Raw genomic sequence first — 22,490 nt, forward strand, 5'->3', positions numbered from 1 at the left:
GACCCGGTCTTCGACGCCGCCCTGCGAACGGTCTGGGGTGAGACGAAGTGACGGCGCCATGGCTGCTGCCGCAGCAGGATGCCCGCACGGGACGGGACCGGCTGGAGGTGCTCACCGCGCTGATCAGCGGGCCCGAGTTCGATCCGGTGTTGCGCGGCGGGGTGCTGAAGATTCCGCCGATGCACCCGGTCTATCCGTGGAGCTGTACGGTCGTCGACTGCGCGCGGCCCCGCTGGCGGCGCTATGCGATGTGCTCGGTGCACGCCGGGCAGTGGCAGGAGGCGGAGGCTTGCGGCATGAGCCGGGCTCAGTTCCTGCGGACCGCGGAGCCGCTTGCGGCCACGGAGATGCCGGAGGCGATGATGTGCCGGATCTGCCCGCAGCGGCCGGCGCTCAGCCTGCAGCTGGTGCTGTGCTTTCGGCACCGCAACCGGTGGCTGAGCCACCTGAAGCGGCACCCCGGCGGGGGCGTATCAGAGTTCGAGCGGTGGCTGGCCGACCAGCCGACGCTGCCGGGCTACGGCGAGTGTCGCGCGGACGTGTGCGACGAACTGGCCGTCTCGCCGCTGGGGTTGTGCGGCGTGCACGAGCGCGGCTACATACGGGCCGGGCGCCCGGGCGGGGCGAAGCTGCCGAAGAACTTCTTCGCCACCTAAGACATCATCTCATTTGGCTCGGTAGGCTATTGGCCGTGGTGGGGATCGTTGAGCGGCTGGTGCCGGATGAGTTGTGGGAGCTGTTCCAGCGGGTGGTGCCGGAGGCGCCGACGCGACCTCAGGGCGGTGGCCGGCGGAGGCATGGTGACCGTGAGGTGCTGGCCGCGATCGTGTTCGTGGCCACGTCGGGCTGCACATGGCAGCAACTGCCCTCGGCGTCTTTTGGTCCGTCGGGGGCAACGGCTCACCGCAGGTTCAGCGAGTGGACGCAGGCCCGGGTGTGGGCCAAGTTGCACCGCCTGGTCCTCGACGAACTGGGCTCGCGGGGGGACCTGGACTGGTCGAGGTGCGCGATCGACTCGGTCAACATGCAGGCCCTGAAAAAGGGGACCTGACAGGTCCGAATCCTGTGGATCGGGGCAAGTACGGCTCGAAGATCCATCTGATCACGGAGCGGACCGGCCTGCCCCTGTCCGTCGGGATCTCAGGCGCCAACGTCCACGACAGCCAGGCCCTCATCCCGCTCGTCAAGGGGATACCGCCGATCCGCTCCCGGCGAGGCCCCCGGCGACGCAGGCCCGCCAAACTCCACGCGGACAAGGGCTACGACTACAACCACCTGCGGCGATGGTTATCCCAGCGAGGGATCCGACACCGCATCGCCCGCAAAGGCATCGAGACCTCACAGCGACTCGGACGACACCGGTGGACCATCGAACGCACCATGTCCTGGCTCGCCGGCTGCCGCCGACTCCACCGCCGCTACGAACGCAAAGCCGAGCACTTCCTGGCCTTCACCAGCATCGCCTGCACCCTTATCTGCTACCGCAGACTCCCCAAATGAGATGACTTCTTACTGTGCCAGCCGGATTCCGGCTTCTGCACCGCGTCGGCCATCGGGTAGTAGCCCTGCGCCCAGGCAGCGGCGGCTGCAGATGCCCGCCAGGCATCGGCTACTTGCCGGGCGCGCTCTTCCTGCATGCGCAGCGACTGATCGTTCGCATGACCATCGTCTGTGCGCTGATCATTGCCGCAACCAGCAAGGAGGCTCACGCTCAGGAGTGATACCAATAGTATGCAGACGGAGCGCTTCGGTTGCGTATTCATGGAGTCCTCTGTGGCGGTCGACGAGGGTTAGGTACGGAACACAAGGGCGCGGGGACTCTTCAGCGTCCAGCGCTGCCCCACTCCCACACCTTCGACGCGGACGGGCGCATCCGGGTTCACTCACGGCCTCTCGCCGCCTGCTGCATCTGCGTTGGCGTCGCAGGGCCGCAGGCAGCGAGAGGCAGTCCGTGGCCTAGTAGACCTTCAGGCCCTCTCCCAGGAGAGCACCTTGTATACCGGCTCGTAGAAGCTGGAACGGTCCGCTTGGCTGTCGGAATCCCCACATGGCTGGTCGGCATAGCTGCCGCCCGAATTGATGCCCAGCGCCGTCTCACCGCTGAAGAGGGGTCCTCCGCTGTCACCGTGCACGGTGCAGTTGCTCGCCTCGATCATGTGGCGGAGCGTGGTGCCGTCGGTGTAGGTGACCGTCGCGTCCGTCGCCAGCACCATGCCCACGAGGTCCTGGCTCATGGTCCCTACGCGCTTCACCTTCTCCCCATCGAACGCGGAGGCGGAACGCGAGATCTGCCCTTCCGAGCCGTCCCTGTACTGGATCGTTCCGTACGGCGCGACGTCGCTGTTGCTGTACTCCACCACTCCGTAGTCGGACTGATTCACGTCGTTGCCGTAGGCCCAGTCGATGGCCCTTCCGAGGGGAATGTCCCCGCTGCTGCGGCGCCAGGTGACAGCGCCTCCCTGCATGCAATGGCCGGCGGTAAGCATGTACTTCTTACCGCTGGAATTCTGCACGTTGAATCCGGCCGAGCAGGTCTTGGTCCAGTTTGTCCCGCCTGACGTGAAATCCGATTTTATGCCGAGGCCGCCGCGCATGGCGTACGCGGTCGATTCGATCTTGCCGGAGTGTTCGGTTATGTCGACCGCGTCCCCGAATCCGGAAACGGCCTCCTCGATTCGAGTCCTGTCGGCGTCGGAGACCCCGTCGTAGATCTTTACGTTCACCCATCTGATCTGGTCTGGCACCACCAAGGCAGCGGGAAGACGCTGCTGATGGTGTTCGCCGCTTCGCTGCTACTGACTGACACTCGCACCGAGTCGCCCACGATTATCTTGCTCTCGGACCGAACCCAGCTCGTGCGGCAAACCTCCGGGGTATTCACCTCCGCGATGGGAGACGCCTACTTCCACCAGCCCTCCACCAGCAAGGAGTTGCGTTCCCTGCTGGCTGACGATGTGCGCGGCGTCATCTCCACGACTGTCCACAAGTTCGCCGACGCCGGCAAGAACCTGTCGACCCGCCGCAACATCATCGTGCTGGTCGATGAGGCACACCGCACGCAGTCATCCGAGGAAGAGTCCCTGGCGGGGCAGATGCGCGCAGCGTTGCCGCACGCGAAGTTCTTCGGCATGACCGGCACACCCGTCAGGAACCTCGCCACCAACACCTTCGCCCTCTTCGGTGAGGAGACCGACCCGAACAGGGTGCTGCACCGGTATTCGGTGTCCCGGTCTCTGCAGGACGAGGCAACCGTTCCAGTCATGCTGGACCCGCACCCGGTCACCTTCGAGATGAACGACCGGGCCCTACAGGCCGAGTTCGACCAGTTCGCCGACGAATTCGACCTCGACGACCCCGACCGTGAAACCTTGTCCCGCAAATTCGGGCGCCTCACCTCGGTGTTCGCCAACCCCGAACGCATCCACACGGTCTGCCAGGACATCGTGGACCACTACCTGGCCGGCACCTATCGCAACGGGCTGAAGGCGCAGGTCGTCGCCTACAACCGTGAGCTGGCCGTGGCATACACGGACAAGATCAACGAGCTGCTGGCCGGCTTCGAGGCGTCGCAGGTGCTCGCCGAGGTCGGCAAGCACGATCGGATCACCGCAGAGGTGAACATCCACGTCTCGGACGCCAAGACCGAAGAAGCGGCCATGCGGCCCTACCGGCTCTCCGAGGTCGACGAGGAGGACCAGAAGCGGCGATTCCTCACTCCCGATGACCCGCTGTGCTTCCTGGTTGTGACGGCCAAGCTGATGACTGGGTTCGACGCCCCCAACGAGGGCGTCCTCTACCTGGACAAGCCAATGAAGGCTCACAACCTGTTCCAGACGATCACCCGCCCGAACCGCACCTGACTATCCCCGACCGGATTCGTGAAAACCACCGGCGTGGTCGTGGACTACATCGGCCTGGCTGAAGAGGTCCAGCGTGCCGTCGTCGACCCCACCTCGGAGGGGTCCGCCGGCAAGGGCGGTGGGTTCGTCACCGACCTGACCGAACTGGTCGCCGAGTTCCGCATCACCTTCGCCCGCATCGAAGACCTCCTCGCAGACGTGGATGGCCTCGACCTCACAGCCCACGGATACGAGTCCGTACGCGCCATCAACGGCTTCCTGGACCAACCCTGACGCCGCCGAGGTCTTCAGCAAGAACTACCGGCTTCTGGCCCGCCTGTACCCACTCATCAACACGGACAAGCGTGTCGCCAAGTACCAGGACGGGTTCGCTCTCTTCGGATCTGCGTACACGACCCTGTTCAAGAAGTCTTCCGACGAGGAAAGGAAGGAGCGACTGGGCGAACTGGGGCCGATGGTCCTGGAGATAATCAACGCCCACGTCCACTCCTTCTCGGTGGCCGCCTCCCAGGAAGAAGCCCTCGTCCTGAATGCCCAGGGCATCACGATCCTCAAGGAGCTGCTGGCCCTCGTCCGTCCCAAGCCCGACAAGGGCGACAGCGAGGACAAGAGGCCGCCGTCTGCGGCGGAGATCCTGGACCACATCAAGGCCGCCCTCGAGAAAGGCGTCGAACCGGGGTCAGCGAAGTACACCGCCCTGGCAGAGCGGATCAGGCAGCTGCGAGACCGGATCATCCAGAACGCCCAGGACGCCCTGGTGTTCCTGGCCGAAGCACTCCGGGTCGCCCGTGCCATCGTGAACGCCGAGAAGCACCCCGACGAAGCAGTCGTACTGGACGACGACCACGTAGAGGTCCTCTCACGGATCATCCACGACCACGCGCCGCCCGGCCTCACCGTCACGGAGCAGAACCTGGCCGAGGAGATCGACCAGGTGGTCAAGCGCACCCTCGCCCAGTCATGGGACAACGCCGAGGCCCGCAACCGCGGCGTCCGTTGCGCTACCGCCGCAGTCTTCCGCCGGTACATGTTGAAGCCGGTGGGCGAACCGTACGGTTCCACCGTGGCCTACGTCGAAGCCCACTACCTCGTTGACTGACGATGCCGTGAGGCCCGGCAAACCGTGTCGGTTGCCGGGCCTCATCACTCGCCGCACTTGGTCGCAAGCACCGTGGCAGCCAGGGGTCTGTAGGACAGCTAAGCGCCTATCGCCGTTGTCGGGTCTCCGGAACCTGCCTCGGGCTTCACTCGCAGGAAGGCGTTCCGCCATTACTGGACGGACGACGTACAGGTGGAGTCACGCAGCCGAGGCACGTGGACTGGGCGCACGAGCTGTTTCGCGGGCTATGCGGTGGAGTGACGGCCGACGGCGTCCCTGGTAATGGGCGTCCTTTGTCAAGATTTGGTCGTCCGGTGGCCTCTTCCGGCGAACCCGTGATCAGTGCCTACGGCTGGCTGGAAGGCTGCTTGTGACCGTCTGAGCAGTCGGCGATATGACGGCGAATTTCTTTCTTAGTTCGCGGCCCGCGGTCTGAGGGCTGCGAGTGCCGGTTCCGTGGACGAGGTTTTCGGAGAGGTCGGCCAGCAGCGGACTTGGGGTGTGCGGCGACGCGGTGAGGGTCCAGGCGGGCCGTTCAGGATCGGCACCGGCCCATACGGTCCATGTGGCCAGGTTCTGGCTCGGGTGCTGGGTGGTGAAGGCGTCGAACTGGATGCCCGCGTCCCCAGCGGGAGACGTCCAGCGGATCCATCGACCGTCCACGGTGTACTTCCATCCGGCCTCGGACAGGGGCTGCGTGGCCGCGGTGACTATCTTCTCGTCCATTGGGGCGCCGATGACTGTGTCCCAGCCTTCGCCGTCGGCGAGGTGATTCAGCAGCTCCTCCAACACCGGGGCGGGGGTGGCGCCGGTCGCTGTGAGGACCCATATGCGGTCGGAGACGGGTGTCTCGTAGGCGGCCACCGTCCAGGCGGTCTCGTGGGCGGGGATTTCGTGGACGCGTTCGATGCGCAGGGTCTGCGATTCGTGGATCACGTGGGTCGTGTCATCCGACCAGGTCCGCCACTTCTCCCAGTCGCCGTGCTCGTCGAGGAATCGGTCGAGGATGGCGTCGTGGTCGCCGGGGTCGGCGGCGTAGGCGGGAACCGTTTCCGTTCGCTGGAGGGACTGTTCGGGCTTTGCAGCGGCCGGTGTGCCAGGCGTGCTGCGGGCTTCGGCGGTCTGGCGTTCGGTGTCGGTCATGGGTGCGGGGCGGGGCGCATGGTTTCGCCATGGAGGCGTTCGAAGGCCGCGAGGGCCTGGGCGGGTGAGTCGAAGGAGTCTGTGATCTGCCGCAGGTGGTTCTCGCCGTGGAGGTAGACGCCCTTGCCGTCGCGGTAGGTGCCGACCGCGACGGTGGTTCCGCTGTCGTCGGCGTGGGCGTGGACGACGAGGCGGCCGTGGCGGATGTCGTCATAGATCTTCTGGGCTTCGTTGGAGACCTCCCGGATTTCCTCGCGAGTGCACCAGTGCATGGGGTAGTTGGCCCATGTCCATTCCTCGTCGATGGCTTCGCGGAGCCGGGGCGTGATCTCGGTGGTGATGCCTTCGACGGTCAGCGCCTGAGCGGCGTTCTCCGCCCAGTAGGACTCCTCGTGGTCGATGCGGGCCAGGACCAGCGTGTGCTCGTCGACGGCTTCGAATCCGCGGGCAGCCAGAAGCGCGTGCGCGGTGCGGTGTCGCGTGCCGGCGAGGGTGGCGGTCACGGCACTGGAATGGGCGGGGTGGGTGTCGAGACGGACGTGCGCGTCGATCGCGGGGGTCGTCAAGGGGCGTCGCTCAATTCGGCCTGTGTACGGGACCTGAGGGTGGTCCGGCCACAGGCGGTCGGTGTCAGTCAGCGGGAGATGCGCGAGGCGGACGGAGCCGTTGTTCGCGGCGGGCCAGCCCGCGCTGGCGCCGAGGCCCTGGTACGCGCGGGGCTGGTCGTCGGTGCCGGCGTGCTGGCGTACTTCCAGCGGGTGCGCAGCGCGTGGAGGTCGGCCAGTGCGCGGCGGCTGCCGGTGATCAACTGGTGGGGAGTGTTGGCCGGATCGTCGGTGTAGGCCGTGATCCGGGTGGCGACGGCGTGGGCGCGCGCGAGCAGGGCGCGCTGGATGACCTTCTCGCCCCAGTACTCCGGTGAGCCGACGGGCGTGGAGGTCAGGGACATCAGGTCGGTGGGCGCGATGTTGGCGTTCAGGAGGCCGCGGTGCTGGGCCTCCCACATGACCGTGACCGGATCGACCGGGTCGTCGCGGTGGGTGAGGGCGGTCAGGCACTGCCAGAGGCCGGCGTGCAGGGGCAGGGCGAAGTCCTCGGGCAGCAGCCAGCGCATCTCCTTCAGCTCGGCGGGGTGCGCCGTCGCGCTCGCGAGGAGGAACTGTTCCTCGTCCAGGGCTTCCTCACCTGCGTCCCGCGGGGGCTCAGGTAGCAGCGGCGTGCGGGGCAGAGAGCCCGGGTGCGGGGCGAACTGTCCGGCGAGGTCCTCAAGGAACCGCGCGAGGGCGTCGGCCTGGGCGAGGGTGGTGGCGGCCGGGTTCGGCAGCGTGGCATCGGTCGCTGCCAGGGCGAGCCCTTCGGCGTGGGCGCCCAGCGTCCGGCGGGCGTGGTCGGCGCGGATCATCCGCGCGTACGCCGCTGCGTGCTTGGGCCAGGGGCAGACCTGGATCAGTGTGTGGAGATAGGAGGCGGTCAGTCCCGGAGCCTCCGGTCGCGCGCTGTCCAGGACGGTGTTCAGCCAGGCCGGGTCTGTGAGGTGCTGCTCCGGGTCGGGCGCCGGCACGGTGCGGATCGCCGCGAACAGGATGCCGTGGGCGTAGTTGTCGAAGTGTTCCGCGTTCAGGACGCCGATCTCGGCGAGTCGGTGCGGGTGGAGGAGGAGCGCGCCGAGCAGGGCCTGCTCGGCGTAGTGCACGGGCCGCGGCGGCGGCAGGTCGTCCAGGTCGTCGTCCTCGTACCCGTCGGTGGGGTGGGGCATCAGGCAGCCAGGGTGAAGTCGTCGGAGGTGAGGATCTTGCCGAGGTGCGGGGCCAGCAGGTGCGCGGCAAGCCGGGGCGGCACGGCATTGCCGATCTGGGAGAACTGCTGGCCCTTGTTGCCCTGCCACGGGTACTCGGCGGGGAAGGACTGCAGGACGCCGGCCTCCTGGGCGGTGATCCGGATCGGATCCGGCGCCGGGACGTTGCCGTCCGGGTCGTGCGCGGGTTCGGAGACCCAGGTGCATTCGTTGGCACGGTGGCCGAAGAACAAGGTGCCGGCGGGCTCATTCAGGCTGCGGACCGTGGCGTTCGCCTGGTTGTTGCTGCGCAGCGACCAGGACCAGCGGTGCTTCTCGGCGGTGAAGGCCGGTGCCGGGACGACTGCCGAGCGCTTCTCCCGGGTCCCGTGCCGCTGTGCCTGACCGGCACCTTCACGGCGGGATTGCAGGACGACCCCCGAGCCGGGCCGTGGTGTCCAGGTGCCGCGGTCGCGGGCGTCGGTGAGGGCCGTCGGCTTGCCGGTGAGTCGGGCTCAGCGTGCCGGGCGCTCGCTCGCCTCGGGGTGCTCAAGGTGTGACGCGAGGACAGCGGCCTGGACACGTCGCTGTACGCCGAGCTTGGCCAGGAGCCGGGAGATGTGGTTCTTGACGGTCTTCTCGGACAGGTAGAGCTTCCTGCCGATCTCGCGGTTGGTGAGCCCATCACCGATCAGAGCGAGGATGTCCCGCTCGCGCGGCGACAGGCTCGCCAGCTCCGGGGCGATGGCCGGTTCCTCGGACGGGTCGGCGCGCAGCGAGCGCATCAGCCGGGCGGTCGTCTCCGGGTCGAGCATGGACTGACCGGTGGCGACCGTGCGCACCGCCGAGACCAGGTCGGAGCCCCTGATCTGCTTGAGCACATAACCGGCGGCCCCGGCCATGATCGCGTCGAGCAGCGCCTCCTCGTCGTCGAACGAGGTCAGCATCAGACACGCCAGCTCGGGCATGCGGCTGCGCAGCTCGCGGCAGACGGTGATGCCGTCGCCGTCCGGCAGGCGTACGTCGAGAACGGCTACGTCGGGGCGGAGCGCAGGGCCCCGGGCGAGCGCGTGCTCGACGTTCTCGGCGTCCCCGACCACCGAGATGTCGGGTTCGGCGTCCAGGAGGTCCGTCAGACCGCGGCGCACGACCTCGTGGTCGTCGAGCAGGAAGACCCGGATCGGGTGCTCCTCGGTGAAGGTGCGCGGCTCGGTCATCTCGACCCCTCGTTCCCCGGAACGCCGGTAGGGCGGACTGCGGACTGCCCGTGACAACGATCGTCACGCGCCGGGGCCGGATGCACCAGGGCCGATCGGCCCCAGTCGTGCCGGTGGCAGCGGTGGGGCCGGTCGGTGCCTGCAGGGGACCTGTGGCCCTTCCACGAAGACCGCTCGCGCAGGCAAGCTCGAACCATCAGCCGTCCGTTACTCAGGAGGTGGAGACCCATGACGCGCACGATCATCGTCGGCCTCGACGGCTCGCCCGAGAGCCGGGCCGCCGCCGAGTGGGCCGCCCGTGAGGCGAAGCTGCGCGGCCTGCCGGTCAAGATCCTCCACGTGTGGGAGCCAGTGCCGGAGCCCATGGCACAGGCCCCGCTGCTCGGTGCCGAGACCCATCAGCACTGGAGCGAGAAGATTCCCCGCGATTCTGCCGAGGGTCTCCGGCTGCGCCACCCCGGTGTCGAGGTGACCGCCGAGCATCGGGCCGGTCGCCCGAGCGAGGTGCTGTGCGAGGCCGCGAAGGGAGCCGAGTTGCTCGTCCTCGGCTCGCGTGGCCTGAGCGGGATCGGCGGGTTCCTGGTCGGCTCGGTCGGCCTCGTCGTCGTCGCGCACGCCGAGTGCCCCGTGGTCCTGGTCCGGGCCGGTGAGCAGGCGGCGGACGAGCACGAGATGGACCCGGCGGGCATACCATCGGCCGCGACGCGGTACCGGCCGGTCGTGCTCGGTATCGACATCGACAACCTCGATGCCTCGGTGTTCGAGTTCGCCTTCGACGAGGCTGCCCGGCGCGACACCGGCCTGCGGGCCGTGCACGGATGGAGCCTGCCCCCGTACTACATGGACGGCCCGACCACCGACCTGGAACGGTACGACCAGATCGCCCATTGGCACGCCTCCGCACTCGCCGAGGCACTGAGCTTGTGGCGGCAGAAGTACCCGTCCGTCGAGGTGGTCGAGGAGTCCTCATCAGGCAGCCCGGCGGGTCATCTGATCGACGCCTCCCACCGGGCCTCGCTGGTCGTCGTCGGCCGACGGATCCGCCGCCACCCGTTCGGGGTGCACATTGGTCCGGTCACGCATGCCGTCCTGCACCACGCCACGGCCCCCGTCGCCGTCGTCGCGCACGACTGACACACCACCCACAAGGCCGTGGTCCGGTCGACCAGCCGGCGGTGTACGCGCCGTAGGGCCGATCGGCCCCCGGCTGACCCGGACAGCCCATAGGGCCGCTTCAGGACGCGCTGGATGCTCGAAGCGTCGGCAGCCGCCCCGAGCGGCTTGGAGGAGACCACCATGACGCACGATGTGCTCGACCGCCCCCCGGTCCACGCCCTGCTCGCGGACGGCACCACCGTGTGTATACGCCCCGTGCGGCCGGGCGATCACGAGCGGCTGCGGAGCTTCTACGAGGAGATGTCCCCGGAGAACCTGCGGCTGCGGTTCTTCGCGGCGAGCCGCCGTTCCGCCGCGATGGCCGCCGAACGGGCCTGCGCCCCGGCGCGCCCGGGCTGCCGGGCCCTGCTCGCCGAGGCGCGGGGCCGGGTGATCGGGCTCGCCGAGTTCGACAGCGGCGGCGAGGAGGATACGGCCGAGATGTCCGTCGCGGTCGCGGACGGCGTGCACCACCGTGGGGTGGGCACCCTTCTCGTCGAGCACTTGGTTTCCGCCGCCCGCGCGAACGGCATCACCACCTTCACGGCCGACGCGTTGGGCGAGAACCATGAAGTGCTCCGGCTCTTCGCCGACCTCGGGCTGCGTACCGCACGGCACTTCGACGGTCCCGAGGTGCGCTGCACCATTCGGCTGGACCAGGACGATGCCTACCTGTCGGCCGTGGAGGAGCGGGGCCGGGCCGCCGACGTGGCCAGCCTGCAGCCGCTCTTCCGGCCGGACGCGGTCGCTGTCGTCGGGGCCGGGCGCAGGCCCGGGTCAGTGGGCCGGGCGATCCTGCACCACCTGAAGGTCGGCGGCTCCACCCGGCGCCTGTTCGCAGTGAACCCCGCCGCCACCGCGATCCTCGGCGTGCCCTCCCACTCGTCGGTCAGCGCCCTGCCCAAGACCCCCGATCTCGCGGTCCTCGCCGTGCCCGCCGCCGTGGTGCCGGCCACCGCCGAGGAGTGCGGCAAGGCGGGCGTACGGGCTCTCCTGGTCGTCACCGCCGGCCTCGACGCCGACCAGGCCCGGGCGCTCATGGCCGCCTGCCGCACGTACGGCATGCGGCTCGTCGGCCCGAACTGCCTGGGCATATCCAACACGGATCCGCACGTCAGTCTCGACGCGACCTTCGCCGCCGACCATCCGCGCCCCGGTACGGCGGGGGTCGCCGTGCAGTCGGGCGGCGTCGGCATCGCGCTCCTCGACGGACTGTCCCGCCTCGGCATCGGCGTGTCGACCTTCGCCTCCCTCGGCGACAAGTACGACGTCAGCGGCAACGACATGCTCCAGTGGTGGGAAAGCGACGGCCGCACCGACCTCGCGCTGCTGCACCTGGAGTCGTTCGGCAACCCGCGCGCGTTCTCCCGTACGGCCCGGCGCGTGACCCGTCGTATGCCGGTGCTCACGGTGGACGCCGGCCGCACGGAGGCGGGCCGGCGGGCTGCCGCGTCGCACACCGCGGCCGCCGCGACCCGCACCATGACCCGGCAGGCGCTGTTCACCCGGGCCGGAATCACCGCCACCCGCTCGGTCGGCGAACTCCTGGAAACCGCCGCCTTGCTGCATTCCCAGCCGCTCCCGGCGGGCAACGGCGTTGCCGTCGTCACCAACGCGGGCGGCATCGGCGTGCTGGCTGCCGACGCCTGCGCGGAGGCGGGGCTCGCGCTGTCGTCGTTCGGCGACGAGCTGACCCATGACCTGAAAGCCGTGCTGCCTGACGGAGCCGCGATCGGCAATCCGGTGGACGCCACGGCCGCGGTGACCGAGGAGCAGCTCAGCGCGTGTGTCGACCGGCTGATGACGTACGGCGGCGTCGACGCGGTGCTCGTGGCCCTGGTGCCCACGGCGGTCGCCGAGGCGACCGGCGACGACCTGGTGCGGGCGGTGACCCGCGTCCCGGGACGCCGGGACCGGCCGGTCGCCGTCGTACGCCTGGAGCAGGGCGTTCCGGTGATCCTGCTGCCCGCGTCCGACGGCGGCACGATCCCCTCGTACGCCGAACCGCAGGCCGTGGCCCGGGCGCTGGCCCACGCGGCGCGCCGCGCCGCCTGGCTCAGCCGGCCCGTCGGCACGGTCCCGGAACTGGAAGGCATCGGCACCCGGCGCGCTCACGAGATTGCCGAGGAGTATCTCGCCGTATTGCCGGACGGTGGCTGGCTCGATCCGCGCGCCTGCGCTGAACTCCTCGACTGCTACGGCATCCCCCAGATTCCGTGGGCCTGGGCGCAGACAGAGGAGGAGGCGGTCCTCGCGGCCCGGCGGCTGCGGGGCGCGGACGGCCGGATGGTGCTGAAGGCGTACTGGCCGGGACTGGTGCACAAGACCGAGGAGCGTGCCGTCCATCTCGACCTCCAAGGGGACGCCCAAGTGCGGTCGGCTTTCCGGGATTTCGGGACACGTTTCGGCGACCGGCTGAGCGGGGTGATCGTCCAGCCGCTCGCCGAGCGCGGCACGGAGCTGTTCGCCGGTGTCGTCCAGGACGAGGTCTTCGGGCCGCTCGTCCTGTTCGGGCTCGGCGGCACGGCCACAGACGTACTGGCTGACCACGCCGCCCGTCTCGCCCCACTCACCGACCACGACGTGCACGACCTGATCACGTCCCCGCGCTGCGCACCGCTGCTGTTCGGCTCACGCGGCGGCCGGCCCGTCGACCTCCCGGGGCTGGAGCAACTGCTCCTGCGCCTGTCGCGTATGGCGAGCGACCTGCCGCAGCTCGCGGAGGCCGACTTCAACCCGGTCCTCGCGAATCCCGGCGCCGTAACCGTGCTCGACGCCCGCCTGCGCCTGCTGCCGCGCCGGGCTCAAGACCCCTATCTGCGCCGACTCCGCTGAGTCAGCCGCGTCGGCCGAGCCAGCCGAGGAGGACCTACCATGAAACACAACAAGGTCGGCTCCGTCATGACCATGGACGTGGTCCGGGTCGTCTACGGAACCCCATTCAAGGAAGTGGCCCGGCTGCTCGCCGACCACCGGATCAGTGGACTGCCCGTGGTGGACGAGGACGACCGAGTCATCGGCGTCGTCTCCGAAACCGACCTGATGGCCCACCAGGCCGCGACCCCCGACCCGTACGAGCCCAGCCGCCGCTTCCGGTTCGCCGTGCTGACGCCCGCCGCCCGGCGTCGGGCCGCGAAGGCGACGGCGCGCACGGCCGGTCAGCTGATGAGCACGCCGCCGGTCACCATGCACGCCGACGACACCATCATCGAGGCCGCGCGGACCATGGCCCAGCGGCATGTGGAACGGTTGCCGGTGCTCGACGAAGAGGACCGGCTGGTCGGCATCATCACCCGGCGCGACCTGCTCCAGATCTTTCTGCGGCCCGACGCGGAGATCCGCGATGAGGTGATCGACGAGGTACTGGTACGTGCGCTGTGGCTGGCACCGAGCAGCATCGACGTCTCCGTCACCGAAGGCGTGGTCACGCTCGCCGGCCAACTGGAACGCAAGAGCGAGACGGCCATCGCCGCCTCCATGATCCGGCAGATCGACGGCGTGGTCGCCGTCGTCGACAAGCTGACCTGGCGCCTGGACGACGCGCGTCTGCGGTCGGACGAACAGGCGCTGCACGGCGTGGCCGACGACTGGCTGCGCAAACTGTGAGAGGAGGCGGACCATCATGCCGACGAACGTGCTGGTCGCCTACGGAACAACGAACGGATCCACCGCGGAGATCGCCGAGGCCATCGCCGAAGTCCTGCGCAAGGACGGGATGACGGTGGAGGCGCTCCCGGCCCGGTCGGTGCCGAGTGCGGCGTCGTACGACGCCGTCGTGGTCGGCGGCGGGCTGTACGCCGGTCGCTGGCACAAGGACGCCCGCCGCTTCGTCCGGAGCCACCGCAAGGTCCTGGCTGAACGCCCGCTGTGGTTCTTCAGCAGCGGCCCGCTCGACCCTTCGGCCTCGGAGCGGGACATCCCGCCCGTGCCCGGGGTGAAGAAGGCCATGGTCCGGCTCGACGCCAGGGAGCACGTCACCTTCGGCGGCTGCCTGCGGGAGGGCGCGAAAGGGTGGGTCGCCCGGATGATCGTCCGTAACGGAAAGGGCGGGGACTTCCGGGACTTCGACCGGATCGAGGCGTGGGGGGCGCGGATCGGCCAGGAGCTGACGAGTTGACGGGAAGGGCTGCGGCCGGGGGCGTCGGCGAAGGAGAGCCCTGCCCAGGGCTCAGCCCCGGCCCCGGCCTCAGTCTGGCGGTCAGCGGAGCCGTGGGACCGGTCAGGCCGCCGTGACGTTGTCGGCTTCGGCGGCCGGCGTATCGGCCACGTCATCGGGCAGGCACGGGAGCACTTCGAAGACGCCCGCCAGACCGGCGCGCCGGAGGGTCCGCCGGAAGAAGGTGCTGTCGGTGACCAGACGTAGTCGGCCGTGCCGTGCCATGACCCGGTTCCGCGCCCGGCACAGGACCCCCAGCCCGGTGCAGTCCATGAACGACACCGGGCCCAGGTCCAGTACCAGGTCGGGGCACGGACCGGCGGTCAGTACGTCGAGGCGCGCCGCCAGACCCGGTGCCGTGAGCAGGTCGATCTCGCCACGCACTGTCACGACGGTGGTCCCGCTGAGCGTGTGCTCCGGGGGATGCGGAGTGGACTCGATGGAAGTGTCGGACATGGTCCCAGCAAAGCCGGGTGAATGGGGCGTGCGGTAGGGCCGACCGGTCCTTGTGCCCGGGTCCGGTAGGGCCTTCGTCGCGCGGTCGCGGACCGGCCGCCGGAAACGACTCCTGTCCGGTCATCGGACGGGGCCGACCGGCCCATGCGCCTTCCGCCAGACCGCGACAAGCTGGATATGCGGTGCAATCCCGGCATCATGCTCACGGCAGGAAGGTGGGAACGCCATGAAGGGCTATGTTTTCCACGGCCCCGGACAGTCCGCCTGGGAGGACGTCCCGGACCCCGGTATCAAGGAGGCGACGGACGCGATCGTGCGGGTCGACGCCGTCACCATCTGCGGTACGGACCTGCACATCCTCAAGGGCGATGTTCCCGAGGTCCGCCCCGGCACGGTGCTGGGGCACGAGGCGGTCGGTGAGGTCGTCGACGTTGGCGGTGACGTGCGCACGGTGCGGCCGGGGGACCGGGTGCTGGTCTCCTGCATCACCGCCTGCGGCCGCTGCCGGTACTGCCGGGAGAGCATGTACGGCCAGTGCCGGGGTGGCGGAGGCTGGATCCTGGGCCACCTGATCGACGGCACTCAGGCCGAGTACGTCCGCGTGCCCTACGCCGACCTGTCCGTGCACCCGCTGCCCAGCGCCCTGGACAGCAAGGACGCTGTGCTGCTGGCCGACATCTTCCCGACCGCCTACGAGGTCGGTGTGCTCAACGGGCACGTACGGCCCGGGGACACCGTCGCCGTCGTGGGCGCCGGTCCCATCGGGCTCGCGGCCATCGCCACGGCCAAGCTGTTCGCACCGGAGCGGATCGTCGCCGTGGACCTCGCCGCCGCGCGACTGGAAGCGGCCAGGCAGCTCGGCGCGGACGCGGTGGCGGACGCCCGGGAGACCCCCGAGCAACTGATCGAGGACCTCACCGACGGGCTGGGCGCGGACGTGGCCGTCGAGGCCGTCGGCGTGCCGGAGACCTTCGAGATGTGCACGCGCATGGTGCGGCCCGGCGGGCATGTGGCCAACGTCGGCGTGCACGGCAGGCCGGCGACCCTGCACCTGGAAGACCTGTGGATCAAGAACGTGACCATCACCACGGGCCTGGTTGACACGTACTCCACCCCCACCCTGCTGCGGATGGCGGCCGCCGGCCGGCTGCCCACCGCGCAGCTGGTCACCCACACCTTCCCGCTGACACGCATGGAGGAGGCGTACGACGTCTTCTCTCAGGCATCCGACACCGGTGCGCTCAAGGTCGTGCTCGGCGGGGAGCAGCACGAGGTCGTCCCCGCTCGGGCGGACTGACGAGAGAGAGGTGCCGGGGCGCGGGACTCGGCCCGGCCCGAGACGGCCGTCTGGGAGAGCATGTCGCCGGCCCACCTCCAACCATCGGGCTTCACGCCTCCAACTCGATGGTGATCTCCGGCGGTTGGTGCAGCGTGTTGTGGGCCGTGCAGTGGGACGCGACGGCCAGCAGGGCCGCGTGGCGCTGGGCGGAGAGGGCGGGCGGCGGGACGACGGTGACGCGGACGAATGCGACGCGGGCCGGGCGGTCGGGAGCCATGGTGAACTCCGTACGAACCCGCAGGCCCGAGCGGTGCAGGCCGTGGCGGTGCAGATAGCGGCCCGCGTAGAAGGCGACGCAGGTGGCCAGCGACGCGGCGAACAGCTCCGTGGGCGTGGGTGCGGAGTCCCTCCCGCCCGCGTCCGTGGGCTGATCCACCATCAGCTGGTGACCACGGACGTCCACGGTGTACGCGTCCCCTTCGACATGGGCGACGTCCAGAGTGTGCACGTCCGGTGCCCTCGGTTGCTGTTGCGTGCTCGCCTCTGTCATGGGGGTCACCTCGTGTCGCTGCTGGTACCTGCCGCGCCGGCCGCCCTGCCGGCCTCCAGGCGGGCGACCGGGACGCGGAACGGCGAGCAGGAGACGTAGTCAAGTCCTGCTGTGTGGAAGAAGTGCACGGAGTCGGGATCGCCGCCGTGTTCGCCGCAGACGCCGATCTTCAGGTCGGGGCGGGCGGCGCGGCCCTCGGCGACGGCGATGGCCACCAGGCGGCCGACGCCCTCGCGGTCGATCGTCTCGAAGGGTGAGGCGGCGAACACGCCCTTGTCGAGGTAGGCGGAGAAGAATGCCGCCTCGACGTCGTCGCGGGAGAAGCCCCACGTGGTCTGGGTGAGGTCGTTCGTGCCGAAGGAGAAGAACTCGGCCTCCTCGGCGATCCGGCTCGCCGTGAGTGCGGCCCGGGGAAGTTCGATCATCGTGCCGATCGGGCAGTGCACAGGGACGCCGGACTCGTCCGAAACCTCGGCCAGTACCTGTTCCACTTCCTCGCGGACCAGCCGGAGTTCCGTGACGTCCCCGACGAGCGGCACCATGATCTCCGCCTCGGGGGAGCCCCCGGCCCTCGTGCGCTCCACGACCGCCTCGGCGATGGCTCGCACCTGCATGGCGACCAGCCCGGGGACCACCAGGCCGAGGCGTACGCCGCGCAAACCGAGCATAGGGTTGTCCTCGTGCATGCGTCGCACGGCGGCGAGCAACTCGGCGTCGCGGGGATTCGGCTGCTCGCCGCGGGCCTCGGTGGCGGCGATGCGGACGGCGAGATCCGTGTGGTCGGGCAGGAACTCGTGCAGGGGCGGGTCGAGCAGGCGGATGGTGACCGGCAGGCCGTCCATCGCCTCCAGGATGCCGACGAAGTCGCGCCGCTGGAGGGGAAGCAGCGCGTCCAGCGCACGGTCGCGGGCCGCGTCGTCGCCGGCCAGGATCATCTCCTCGATCAGTTTGCGGCGCTCGCCGAGGAACATGTGCTCGGTGCGGCACAGCCCGATGCCCTGTGCCCCGAACCGGCGGGCACGGGCCGCGTCCTCGGGCGTATCGGCGTTGGCCCGTACCTCCAACGTCCGTACTTCGTCAGCGAGTTGCAGGGCGTCGGCCACCGCGTCCACTACACCGGCGGAGCCCTCACCTGTCTCCAGAAAGCGCATCACCGCCGAGTCGACCAGCGGGACCGCTCCCGCGTACACGGCACCGGCGGAGCCGTCGACCGAGATCACCCTGCCCTGCTCGACAACGGTTCCGTCGCGCGTGGTGAAGCGCCGGCCCGTGGTGTCCACCGAGAGCTCCTCGGCGCCGCACACGCAGACCTTGCCCATGCCACGGGCCACGACGGCCGCGTGCGACGTCTTGCCGCCTCGGCTGGTCAGCACGGCCCGGGCGGCGACCATACCGGGGAGGTCGTCGGGCGTGGTCTCCTCCCGGACGAGCACCACCTTCTCGCCGGACGCGGCCCGTCGTACCCCCTCGGCGGAGTCGAAGACGGCCGCGCCGACCGCGGCACCGGGCGAGGCCGGGATGCCGTGGGCGAGTGGGTCGCCGGTCGTGGAGGTGTCGAAGCGGGGGAACATCAGCCGGGCCAGCCCGTCACCATTCACGCGTGCCAGCCCCTCGCGTGGGGTGATGAGCCCTTCGTCGGCCAGCTCGGCGGCGATGGTGAAGGCGGCCTCGGCGGTGCGTTTGCCGACCCGGGTCTGGAGCATCCAGAGGGTGCCGCGTTCGATGGTGAACTCGATGTCGCACAGGTCCCGGTAGTGCCGCTCCAGGGCGCCCATGTGGTCGCGCAGTTGTCGGTACGAGCGGGGGTCCAGCTGTTCCAGTTCGGCGAGGGGCACGGTGTTGCGGATGCCGGCGACGACATCCTCGCCCTGAGCGTTGGGCAGGTAGTCGCCGTACAGGCCGGGGCGTCCGGTGGCCGGGTCGCGGGTGAAGGCGACGCCGCTGCCGGAGTCGGGGCCGAGGTTGCCGTAGACCATGCGCTGCACGGTGACGGCAGTGCCCAGGTCGTCGGGGATGTGCTCGCGGCGGCGGTAGAGGCGGGCGCGTTCGCCGTTCCAGGAGCGGAAGACGCCGAGGATCGCCCGGCGCAGCTGCTCCGCGGGGGACTGGGGGAAGTAGTCCCCCGTTTCCTCATGGATGAGCCGCTTGTACGCCTCGACGAGTTCGGCGAGGTCGGCGGCGTCCAGGTGCAGGTCGTCCGGGGCGCCCCGCAGCTCCTTGAGCCGGGTCATCATCCGGTCGAACAGTGCCCCGTCGATGCCCATGACCGTGCTGCCGTACATCTGGATGAGGCGCCGGTAGGAGTCCCAGGCGAAGCGTTCGTTCCCCGAGGCTTTGGCCAGGCCCAGGACGGAGTCGTCGTTGAGGCCGATGTCCAGGACCGTCTCCATCATGCCGGGCATGGAGAAGCGGGCCCCGGAGCGCACGGACACCAGCAGCGGGTCGTCCGGCTGTCCGAGGCGTCGTCCGGCGTCGGACTCGACGGCCGACAGGTGCCGGGAGACCTCCTGGGACATTCCCTCCGGTTCGGCGCCGGTGACCAGGAAGGCCCGGCACGCCTCGGTGGAGACGATGAAACCCGGCGGGACGGGCAGGCCCAGCCGGGTCATCTCGGCGAGGTTCGCGCCCTTGCCGCCGAGCAGGCCGGCCAGGTCACGGCCGCCCTCGGTGAAGTCGTACACGTAACGGACCATGACACCGCGCTCCTCGGCTCCGTACGGCAGCTGTGTGGGCTTCCGTCCCTTCCAGCCTCCTACGGCCGTCCTGGTGAGGGCAGGTGCCGCCCGGCCCTCCCGATGGGGCCGGTCGGCCCAAGCGCGCACAGTGCCCGGTGGAAGACACTGGTATGGGAGAAGAGGTGAACGAAATGACCAGCACGATCGAGCGGCTCCCCGGCCGGTCCATGCTGTCCTCCCCGACCGAGTGGGCGGAGGCAGGCTTCCCCGTGATGGACACCGTTCCCGAAACGCACGGCATCCACGTGGAAGAGCGCCTGACCGACGGGACGTATGTGCTGCTGGCCGAGCTTCCGGGAGTCGACGCCGAGGACATCGAGATCACCATCACGGGAGGCATCCTGACCCTGCGCGCCCAGCGCAGCGTGGTGACCGCCGAGAAGCAGTTCGTCTACGGCCACTACATCCCGCTGCCGACCGGGGCGAAGAGCGACGAGGCCACGGCGAGCTACCAGCATGGTGTCCTGACCGTCACGATGCCGGTGCTGGAAACGGGGCCCGGCACCCGAGCCGCCCCGGTGCGGGAGCCTCTGAGCGTGACTGTGCCCTGAGTCGCACATGTGTGCCGCGAGTCGCACATCGGGTTCGCAGCGGATCCGCTCTTCCGGTGGCTCTCTCGTGTGTCCAGGAGCTGCTGGTGCCTCGGAGGGAACGGCGTTTGAGCAACTGCGTCCCCCGAGCGGCTCATGCCCGGCATGTGGCCTTGCGCCCGCCTGCGACGGCCCGCTGGCCGGTCGCGGGTGGGCCTGACCGTGGGGCCGAACGTCCCTGGCAGGGACCGAACAGCCCTTCGCGACCGGCTGTTCCGGGTGCGACGGTGAGAGCGAACCTGGAGACTGCCCGACAGTGAGGTGGTGGGAACGATGAGGCTGGAACTGCCCCTGGTCGTGGGCGTGGACGGATCGGACGGTTGCCTGGTGGCGCTCGACTGGGCGGTGGACGAGGCCGCCCGGCACGGTCTTTCGCTGCGGCTGGTGTACGCCTCCCTCTGGGAGCGCTATGAGGGCATCACCCCGTCGGTCAGTACGGAACGCCCGTCGGAGCAGGTGATGGCCGACCACATCGTCGCCTCCGCGGCGGAGCGCGCCCGGCGGCGCAACCCAGACCTGAAGGTGTCCACCGACGTCCTCCCGGCCGAAGCCGCGGACGCGCTATTGCGGGAGAGCAACAACGCCTCCGTCCTGGTCACCGGTTCGCGGGGCCGTGGCGAGCTGAAGGGACTCCTGCTCGGTTCCGTCGGTCTGGCCGTCGCGGCCCGCGCGCACTGCCCGGTGATCGTGGTCCGGGGCGACAAGGCCGGCCTGGCCGGTGCTCACGAGCGGATCCTCCTCGGTGTCGGGGACCCCGCCACCGGCGGGGAAGCGGCGCGGTTCGCCCTCCGTGAGGCCGAGGTGCGCGGGTGCACCCTCGACGTTGTCCGGGCCTGGCGCTGCCCCGCGCACGAAACCGCCGATGTGGCGGCGCTCGCCGAGGCACCCGCCCAGTACCACGAGGAACGGGCCCGCGCCCAGCTGGACGAGCTGATCCACGACCCGGTCGCCGAGCGTCCGGACGTGCGGGTGCGCCGTACGACGGTGGAGGGCCCGGCCCGCAAGGTGCTGGTGGACCGCTCGGCCGCGGCCGACCTGGTGATCGTCGGAGCGCGGCGACGGCAGGACCACTTCGGGCTCCAGCTCGGCCGGGTGGCCCACACACTCCTGCACCACGCCCAATGCCCTGTGGCGGTCGTGCCGCAGCACGTTTGAGCGCTGCGGCGTCGGGAGCCGCGCAGGCGTCACCCACGGGTTCTGCCCCTGTCAGCCCTCCTGGCTTCCGCCACGTACTACGGCGTCGGGGCAGTGCGCGTGATGCAGCAGGGCCTGGCTGACCGACCCGAGCAGCCTTCTCACCTGGCGGCCGGTCCTGACCGCCGCAGGGGTCGGCCGGCACGGGTGCACCGCCGCCTCCCTTCCAGCCTTCACCAGCCTGCGGCACCCGGCATCGTGCGGTGGAAACAGACCAGCCAACAGGCCACGCGCCCGCGCAGCCGTGGCGTGGCGGCACCCGGCGGCAGGGGTGAGGCTGGAAGGACAGTGAACGGACGGGCGGCGGCGAGATCCCCTGGAGGTGCCATGACTGGTGCGGACGGGCGTCGGCCGATCGTGGTGGGCGTCGACCCGGACCCTTCGAAGCGGCTGGCCCTCGCCTGGGCCGCCGACGAGGCGGATCGACGTCACCTGCCGCTGCGGCTCGTCCACGCCCAGGGTGTGCCGACCGGCGGATACCGGTCGGGGGAGGCCAGGCCGTCCTGGGAGGAGTGGAACCGGGCGCTGCACGGCCTGGGTGATCAGGTGCTCAAGGAGGCGGTCGCCTTCGTCGAGTCCCGGCGCCCGGCGGTGGAGGTGTCGACGCTGCTGGCGGAAGGAGAGCCGGCGTGGGTCCTGCGCGAGGAGGCTCGGGGCGCCGCCCTGGTCGTGGTGGGCTCCTGGCACCTGAGCAGTCGGCGCGAGATGTTCTCCTCCGCCTCCGTGGCCCTCCCGCTCACCGCCCACGCTCCCTGCCCGGTCGCGGTCGTGCCGGAGCCGGAGCACGTCACCCAGCAGCCCGCGTACTTCGTGGTCGGCGTCGACGGCAGCCCGCATTCGGCCGCGGCGGTGGATGTGGCGTTCGAGGAGGCGGCCCTGCGCGGAGCGCTCCTGCGGGCCCTGTACGTGTGGCATCCGCCGCTCCTCGGTGTCCTCGATGAGGAAGCCGCGGTGCGGGAGTGCCGCCGGGTGCTCTCGGAGACGGTCGCGGGCCGCACCGCGACGCACCCGGAGGTGGAGCTGCACCACGAGGTCGTCCGCGGACACCCGGTGCAGGTCCTGACGGAAGCCTCGGAACACGCCCTGGGCCTGGTCGTGGGAACCCGGGGGCACGGAGGGTTCACCGGCATGCTGCTGGGCTCGGTAAGCCAGGGAGTGCTGCACCACGCCCGCTGCCCCGTTATCACGGTCCCGGCGTGAGGCAGCGAACGGCCCTGGACCCGTCTCCCGGACGGCCCTGTCCTTGCCCGTCGGCCCGTCACCCGACGAGAGAGCGCCGCCG

22 protein-coding genes and 2 pseudogenes are annotated in these 22,490 nt (G+C 70.0%); 13 read left to right on the top strand and 11 right to left on the bottom strand.

The window, feature by feature from the left end; genetic code table 11:
- Positions 1-47 precede the first annotated feature (47 nt).
- Both Q4V64_RS43115 and Q4V64_RS43120 read left to right on the top strand, forming a co-directional pair.
- Positions 48-656 carry a hypothetical protein gene (locus tag Q4V64_RS43115; RefSeq protein ID WP_216377682.1) on the top strand — a complete coding sequence of 203 codons (609 nt, stop codon included), beginning with the start codon at positions 48-50 and terminating at the stop codon, positions 654-656.
- A gap of 44 nt (positions 657-700) precedes the next feature.
- Positions 701-1,500, top strand: a protein-coding gene (locus tag Q4V64_RS43120; protein WP_172629473.1) for an IS5 family transposase whose coding sequence is annotated in 2 segments (ribosomal slippage) — positions 701-1,040 and positions 1,040-1,500 — 801 coding nt in all. Because the reading frame shifts where the segments join, the coding sequence is not laid out codon by codon here.
- Here the strand turns inward: Q4V64_RS43120 and Q4V64_RS43125 are convergent.
- Entirely contained in the window at positions 1,479-1,763 is a 285-nt protein-coding gene (locus Q4V64_RS43125) for a hypothetical protein (RefSeq protein WP_124443582.1), read from the bottom strand. The two genes, Q4V64_RS43120 and Q4V64_RS43125, sit on opposite strands and share 22 nt — an antisense overlap.
- Positions 1,764-1,967: 204 nt before the next feature.
- On the bottom strand, positions 1,968-2,723 hold the full coding sequence (locus Q4V64_RS43130) for a S1 family peptidase (RefSeq protein ID WP_253267283.1): 756 nt from the start codon (positions 2,721-2,723) through the stop codon (positions 1,968-1,970).
- Between the two features lie 48 nt (positions 2,724-2,771).
- On the opposite strand from Q4V64_RS43130, the gene Q4V64_RS43135 reads away from it, so the two are divergent.
- From Q4V64_RS43135 to Q4V64_RS43145, 3 genes are read left to right on the top strand one after another with little or no spacing between them, the layout of a single operon-like run.
- Complete coding sequence (locus Q4V64_RS43135; protein ID WP_253267282.1) at positions 2,772-3,860, top strand: DEAD/DEAH box helicase family protein; 1,089 nt, start codon at positions 2,772-2,774, stop codon at positions 3,858-3,860.
- A gap of 18 nt (positions 3,861-3,878) precedes the next feature.
- Complete coding sequence (locus tag Q4V64_RS43140; protein ID WP_253267281.1) at positions 3,879-4,133, top strand: hypothetical protein; 255 nt, start codon at positions 3,879-3,881, stop codon at positions 4,131-4,133.
- Entirely contained in the window at positions 4,063-4,959 is an 897-nt protein-coding gene (locus Q4V64_RS43145; protein ID WP_253267280.1) for a hypothetical protein, read from the top strand. Before Q4V64_RS43140 ends, Q4V64_RS43145 begins: the two co-directional genes overlap by 71 nt.
- 339 nt (positions 4,960-5,298) lie before the next feature.
- Here Q4V64_RS43145 and Q4V64_RS43150 read toward each other — a convergent pair whose 3' ends face one another.
- The 5 genes and pseudogenes from Q4V64_RS43150 to Q4V64_RS43170 form a co-directional block, all read right to left on the bottom strand.
- On the bottom strand, positions 5,299-6,102 hold the full coding sequence (locus Q4V64_RS43150; RefSeq protein WP_253267279.1) for a DUF317 domain-containing protein: 804 nt from the start codon (positions 6,100-6,102) through the stop codon (positions 5,299-5,301).
- On the bottom strand, positions 6,099-6,668 hold the full coding sequence (locus Q4V64_RS43155) for a hypothetical protein (RefSeq protein WP_253267278.1): 570 nt from the start codon (positions 6,666-6,668) through the stop codon (positions 6,099-6,101). Before Q4V64_RS43155 ends, Q4V64_RS43150 begins: the two co-directional genes overlap by 4 nt.
- A gap of 68 nt (positions 6,669-6,736) precedes the next feature.
- Entirely contained in the window at positions 6,737-7,858 is a 1,122-nt protein-coding gene (locus Q4V64_RS43160) for a DnaB-like helicase N-terminal domain-containing protein (protein ID WP_124443580.1), read from the bottom strand.
- Positions 7,858-8,364: pseudogene (locus tag Q4V64_RS55650) on the bottom strand (DNA cytosine methyltransferase); the annotation flags it as partial. The gene Q4V64_RS43160 and the pseudogene Q4V64_RS55650, both read right to left, overlap by 1 nt.
- Positions 8,365-8,391: 27 nt before the next feature.
- The gene (locus Q4V64_RS43170; RefSeq protein WP_124443578.1) at positions 8,392-9,093 is read right to left on the bottom strand and encodes a response regulator transcription factor; all 702 of its coding nucleotides are present in this window, start codon (positions 9,091-9,093) and stop codon (positions 8,392-8,394) included.
- Positions 9,094-9,321: 228 nt separating this feature from the next.
- Here Q4V64_RS43170 and Q4V64_RS43175 point away from each other — a divergent pair, with 228 nt between their 5' ends.
- The 4 genes from Q4V64_RS43175 (at position 9,322) to Q4V64_RS43190 (ending at position 14,365) form a co-directional block, all read left to right on the top strand.
- The gene (locus tag Q4V64_RS43175) at positions 9,322-10,227 is read left to right on the top strand and encodes a universal stress protein (protein ID WP_124443577.1); all 906 of its coding nucleotides are present in this window, start codon (positions 9,322-9,324) and stop codon (positions 10,225-10,227) included.
- Between the two features lie 162 nt (positions 10,228-10,389).
- Positions 10,390-13,083, top strand: a complete 2,694-nt coding sequence (locus Q4V64_RS43180; RefSeq protein WP_124443576.1) for a bifunctional GNAT family N-acetyltransferase/acetate--CoA ligase family protein — start codon at positions 10,390-10,392, stop codon at positions 13,081-13,083.
- A gap of 39 nt (positions 13,084-13,122) precedes the next feature.
- The gene (locus tag Q4V64_RS43185) at positions 13,123-13,854 is read left to right on the top strand and encodes a CBS domain-containing protein (RefSeq protein WP_124443575.1); all 732 of its coding nucleotides are present in this window, start codon (positions 13,123-13,125) and stop codon (positions 13,852-13,854) included.
- Between the two features lie 16 nt (positions 13,855-13,870).
- The gene (locus Q4V64_RS43190; protein ID WP_124443574.1) at positions 13,871-14,365 is read left to right on the top strand and encodes a flavodoxin domain-containing protein; all 495 of its coding nucleotides are present in this window, start codon (positions 13,871-13,873) and stop codon (positions 14,363-14,365) included.
- 102 nt (positions 14,366-14,467) lie between these two features.
- Here the strand turns inward: Q4V64_RS43190 and Q4V64_RS43195 are convergent, their stop codons facing one another.
- A complete protein-coding gene (locus tag Q4V64_RS43195) occupies positions 14,468-14,860 on the bottom strand; it encodes an STAS domain-containing protein (protein WP_124443573.1) in 393 nt (130 codons plus the stop codon).
- A gap of 226 nt (positions 14,861-15,086) precedes the next feature.
- Here Q4V64_RS43195 and Q4V64_RS43200 point away from each other — a divergent pair, with 226 nt between their 5' ends.
- Positions 15,087-16,157 (top strand): zinc-dependent alcohol dehydrogenase family protein, encoded by a 1,071-nt coding sequence (locus Q4V64_RS43200; RefSeq protein WP_124443572.1) that lies wholly within the window; start codon positions 15,087-15,089, stop codon positions 16,155-16,157.
- Positions 16,158-16,248: 91 nt separating this feature from the next.
- On the opposite strand, the gene Q4V64_RS43205 is transcribed toward Q4V64_RS43200, so the two are convergent.
- Positions 16,249-16,689, bottom strand: a complete 441-nt coding sequence (locus Q4V64_RS43205; RefSeq protein ID WP_124443571.1) for an OsmC family protein — start codon at positions 16,687-16,689, stop codon at positions 16,249-16,251.
- A 5-nt stretch (positions 16,690-16,694) separates the two neighbouring features.
- On the bottom strand, positions 16,695-19,382 hold the full coding sequence (gene ppdK, locus Q4V64_RS43210; protein ID WP_124443570.1) for a pyruvate, phosphate dikinase: 2,688 nt from the start codon (positions 19,380-19,382) through the stop codon (positions 16,695-16,697).
- A 173-nt stretch (positions 19,383-19,555) separates the two neighbouring features.
- Here ppdK and Q4V64_RS43215 point away from each other — a divergent pair, with 173 nt between their 5' ends.
- Both Q4V64_RS43215 and Q4V64_RS43220 read left to right on the top strand, forming a co-directional pair.
- Positions 19,556-19,975 carry an Hsp20/alpha crystallin family protein gene (locus tag Q4V64_RS43215; protein WP_124443569.1) on the top strand — a complete coding sequence of 140 codons (420 nt, stop codon included), beginning with the start codon at positions 19,556-19,558 and terminating at the stop codon, positions 19,973-19,975.
- A 312-nt stretch (positions 19,976-20,287) separates the two neighbouring features.
- Positions 20,288-21,169 (top strand): universal stress protein, encoded by an 882-nt coding sequence (locus tag Q4V64_RS43220; protein WP_124443638.1) that lies wholly within the window; start codon positions 20,288-20,290, stop codon positions 21,167-21,169.
- Positions 21,170-21,220: 51 nt separating this feature from the next.
- Here the strand turns inward: Q4V64_RS43220 and Q4V64_RS55655 are convergent.
- A pseudogene (locus Q4V64_RS55655) lies at positions 21,221-21,304 on the bottom strand (universal stress protein); the annotation flags it as partial.
- A 231-nt stretch (positions 21,305-21,535) separates the two neighbouring features.
- Here Q4V64_RS55655 and Q4V64_RS43225 point away from each other — a divergent pair.
- Positions 21,536-22,408, top strand: a complete 873-nt coding sequence (locus Q4V64_RS43225) for a universal stress protein (protein WP_124443568.1) — start codon at positions 21,536-21,538, stop codon at positions 22,406-22,408.
- Positions 22,409-22,490: the final 82 nt, after the last annotated feature.

Origin of the sequence: Streptomyces sp. NL15-2K (genome assembly GCF_030551255.1) — a bacterium.
Lineage (GTDB): Bacteria > Actinomycetota > Actinomycetes > Streptomycetales > Streptomycetaceae > Streptomyces.

Coding starts and splice junctions, on each gene's coding strand:
- Q4V64_RS43125 (WP_124443582.1), bottom strand. CDS start 1,763: ATGAATACGCAACCGAAGCGCTCCGTCTGCATACTATTGGTATCACTC.
- Q4V64_RS43135 (WP_253267282.1), top strand. CDS start 2,772: ATGGTGTTCGCCGCTTCGCTGCTACTGACTGACACTCGCACCGAGTCG.
- Q4V64_RS43145 (WP_253267280.1), top strand. CDS start 4,063: ATGGCCTCGACCTCACAGCCCACGGATACGAGTCCGTACGCGCCATCA.
- Q4V64_RS43150 (WP_253267279.1), bottom strand. CDS start 6,102: ATGACCGACACCGAACGCCAGACCGCCGAAGCCCGCAGCACGCCTGGC.
- Q4V64_RS43160 (WP_124443580.1), bottom strand. CDS start 7,858: ATGCCCCACCCCACCGACGGGTACGAGGACGACGACCTGGACGACCTG.
- Q4V64_RS43170 (WP_124443578.1), bottom strand. CDS start 9,093: ATGACCGAGCCGCGCACCTTCACCGAGGAGCACCCGATCCGGGTCTTC.
- Q4V64_RS43175 (WP_124443577.1), top strand. CDS start 9,322: ATGACGCGCACGATCATCGTCGGCCTCGACGGCTCGCCCGAGAGCCGG.
- Q4V64_RS43180 (WP_124443576.1), top strand. CDS start 10,390: ATGACGCACGATGTGCTCGACCGCCCCCCGGTCCACGCCCTGCTCGCG.
- Q4V64_RS43185 (WP_124443575.1), top strand. CDS start 13,123: ATGAAACACAACAAGGTCGGCTCCGTCATGACCATGGACGTGGTCCGG.
- Q4V64_RS43190 (WP_124443574.1), top strand. CDS start 13,871: ATGCCGACGAACGTGCTGGTCGCCTACGGAACAACGAACGGATCCACC.
- Q4V64_RS43195 (WP_124443573.1), bottom strand. CDS start 14,860: ATGTCCGACACTTCCATCGAGTCCACTCCGCATCCCCCGGAGCACACG.
- Q4V64_RS43200 (WP_124443572.1), top strand. CDS start 15,087: ATGAAGGGCTATGTTTTCCACGGCCCCGGACAGTCCGCCTGGGAGGAC.
- Q4V64_RS43205 (WP_124443571.1), bottom strand. CDS start 16,689: ATGACAGAGGCGAGCACGCAACAGCAACCGAGGGCACCGGACGTGCAC.
- ppdK (WP_124443570.1), bottom strand. CDS start 19,382: ATGGTCCGTTACGTGTACGACTTCACCGAGGGCGGCCGTGACCTGGCC.
- Q4V64_RS43215 (WP_124443569.1), top strand. CDS start 19,556: ATGACCAGCACGATCGAGCGGCTCCCCGGCCGGTCCATGCTGTCCTCC.
- Q4V64_RS43220 (WP_124443638.1), top strand. CDS start 20,288: ATGAGGCTGGAACTGCCCCTGGTCGTGGGCGTGGACGGATCGGACGGT.
- Q4V64_RS43225 (WP_124443568.1), top strand. CDS start 21,536: ATGACTGGTGCGGACGGGCGTCGGCCGATCGTGGTGGGCGTCGACCCG.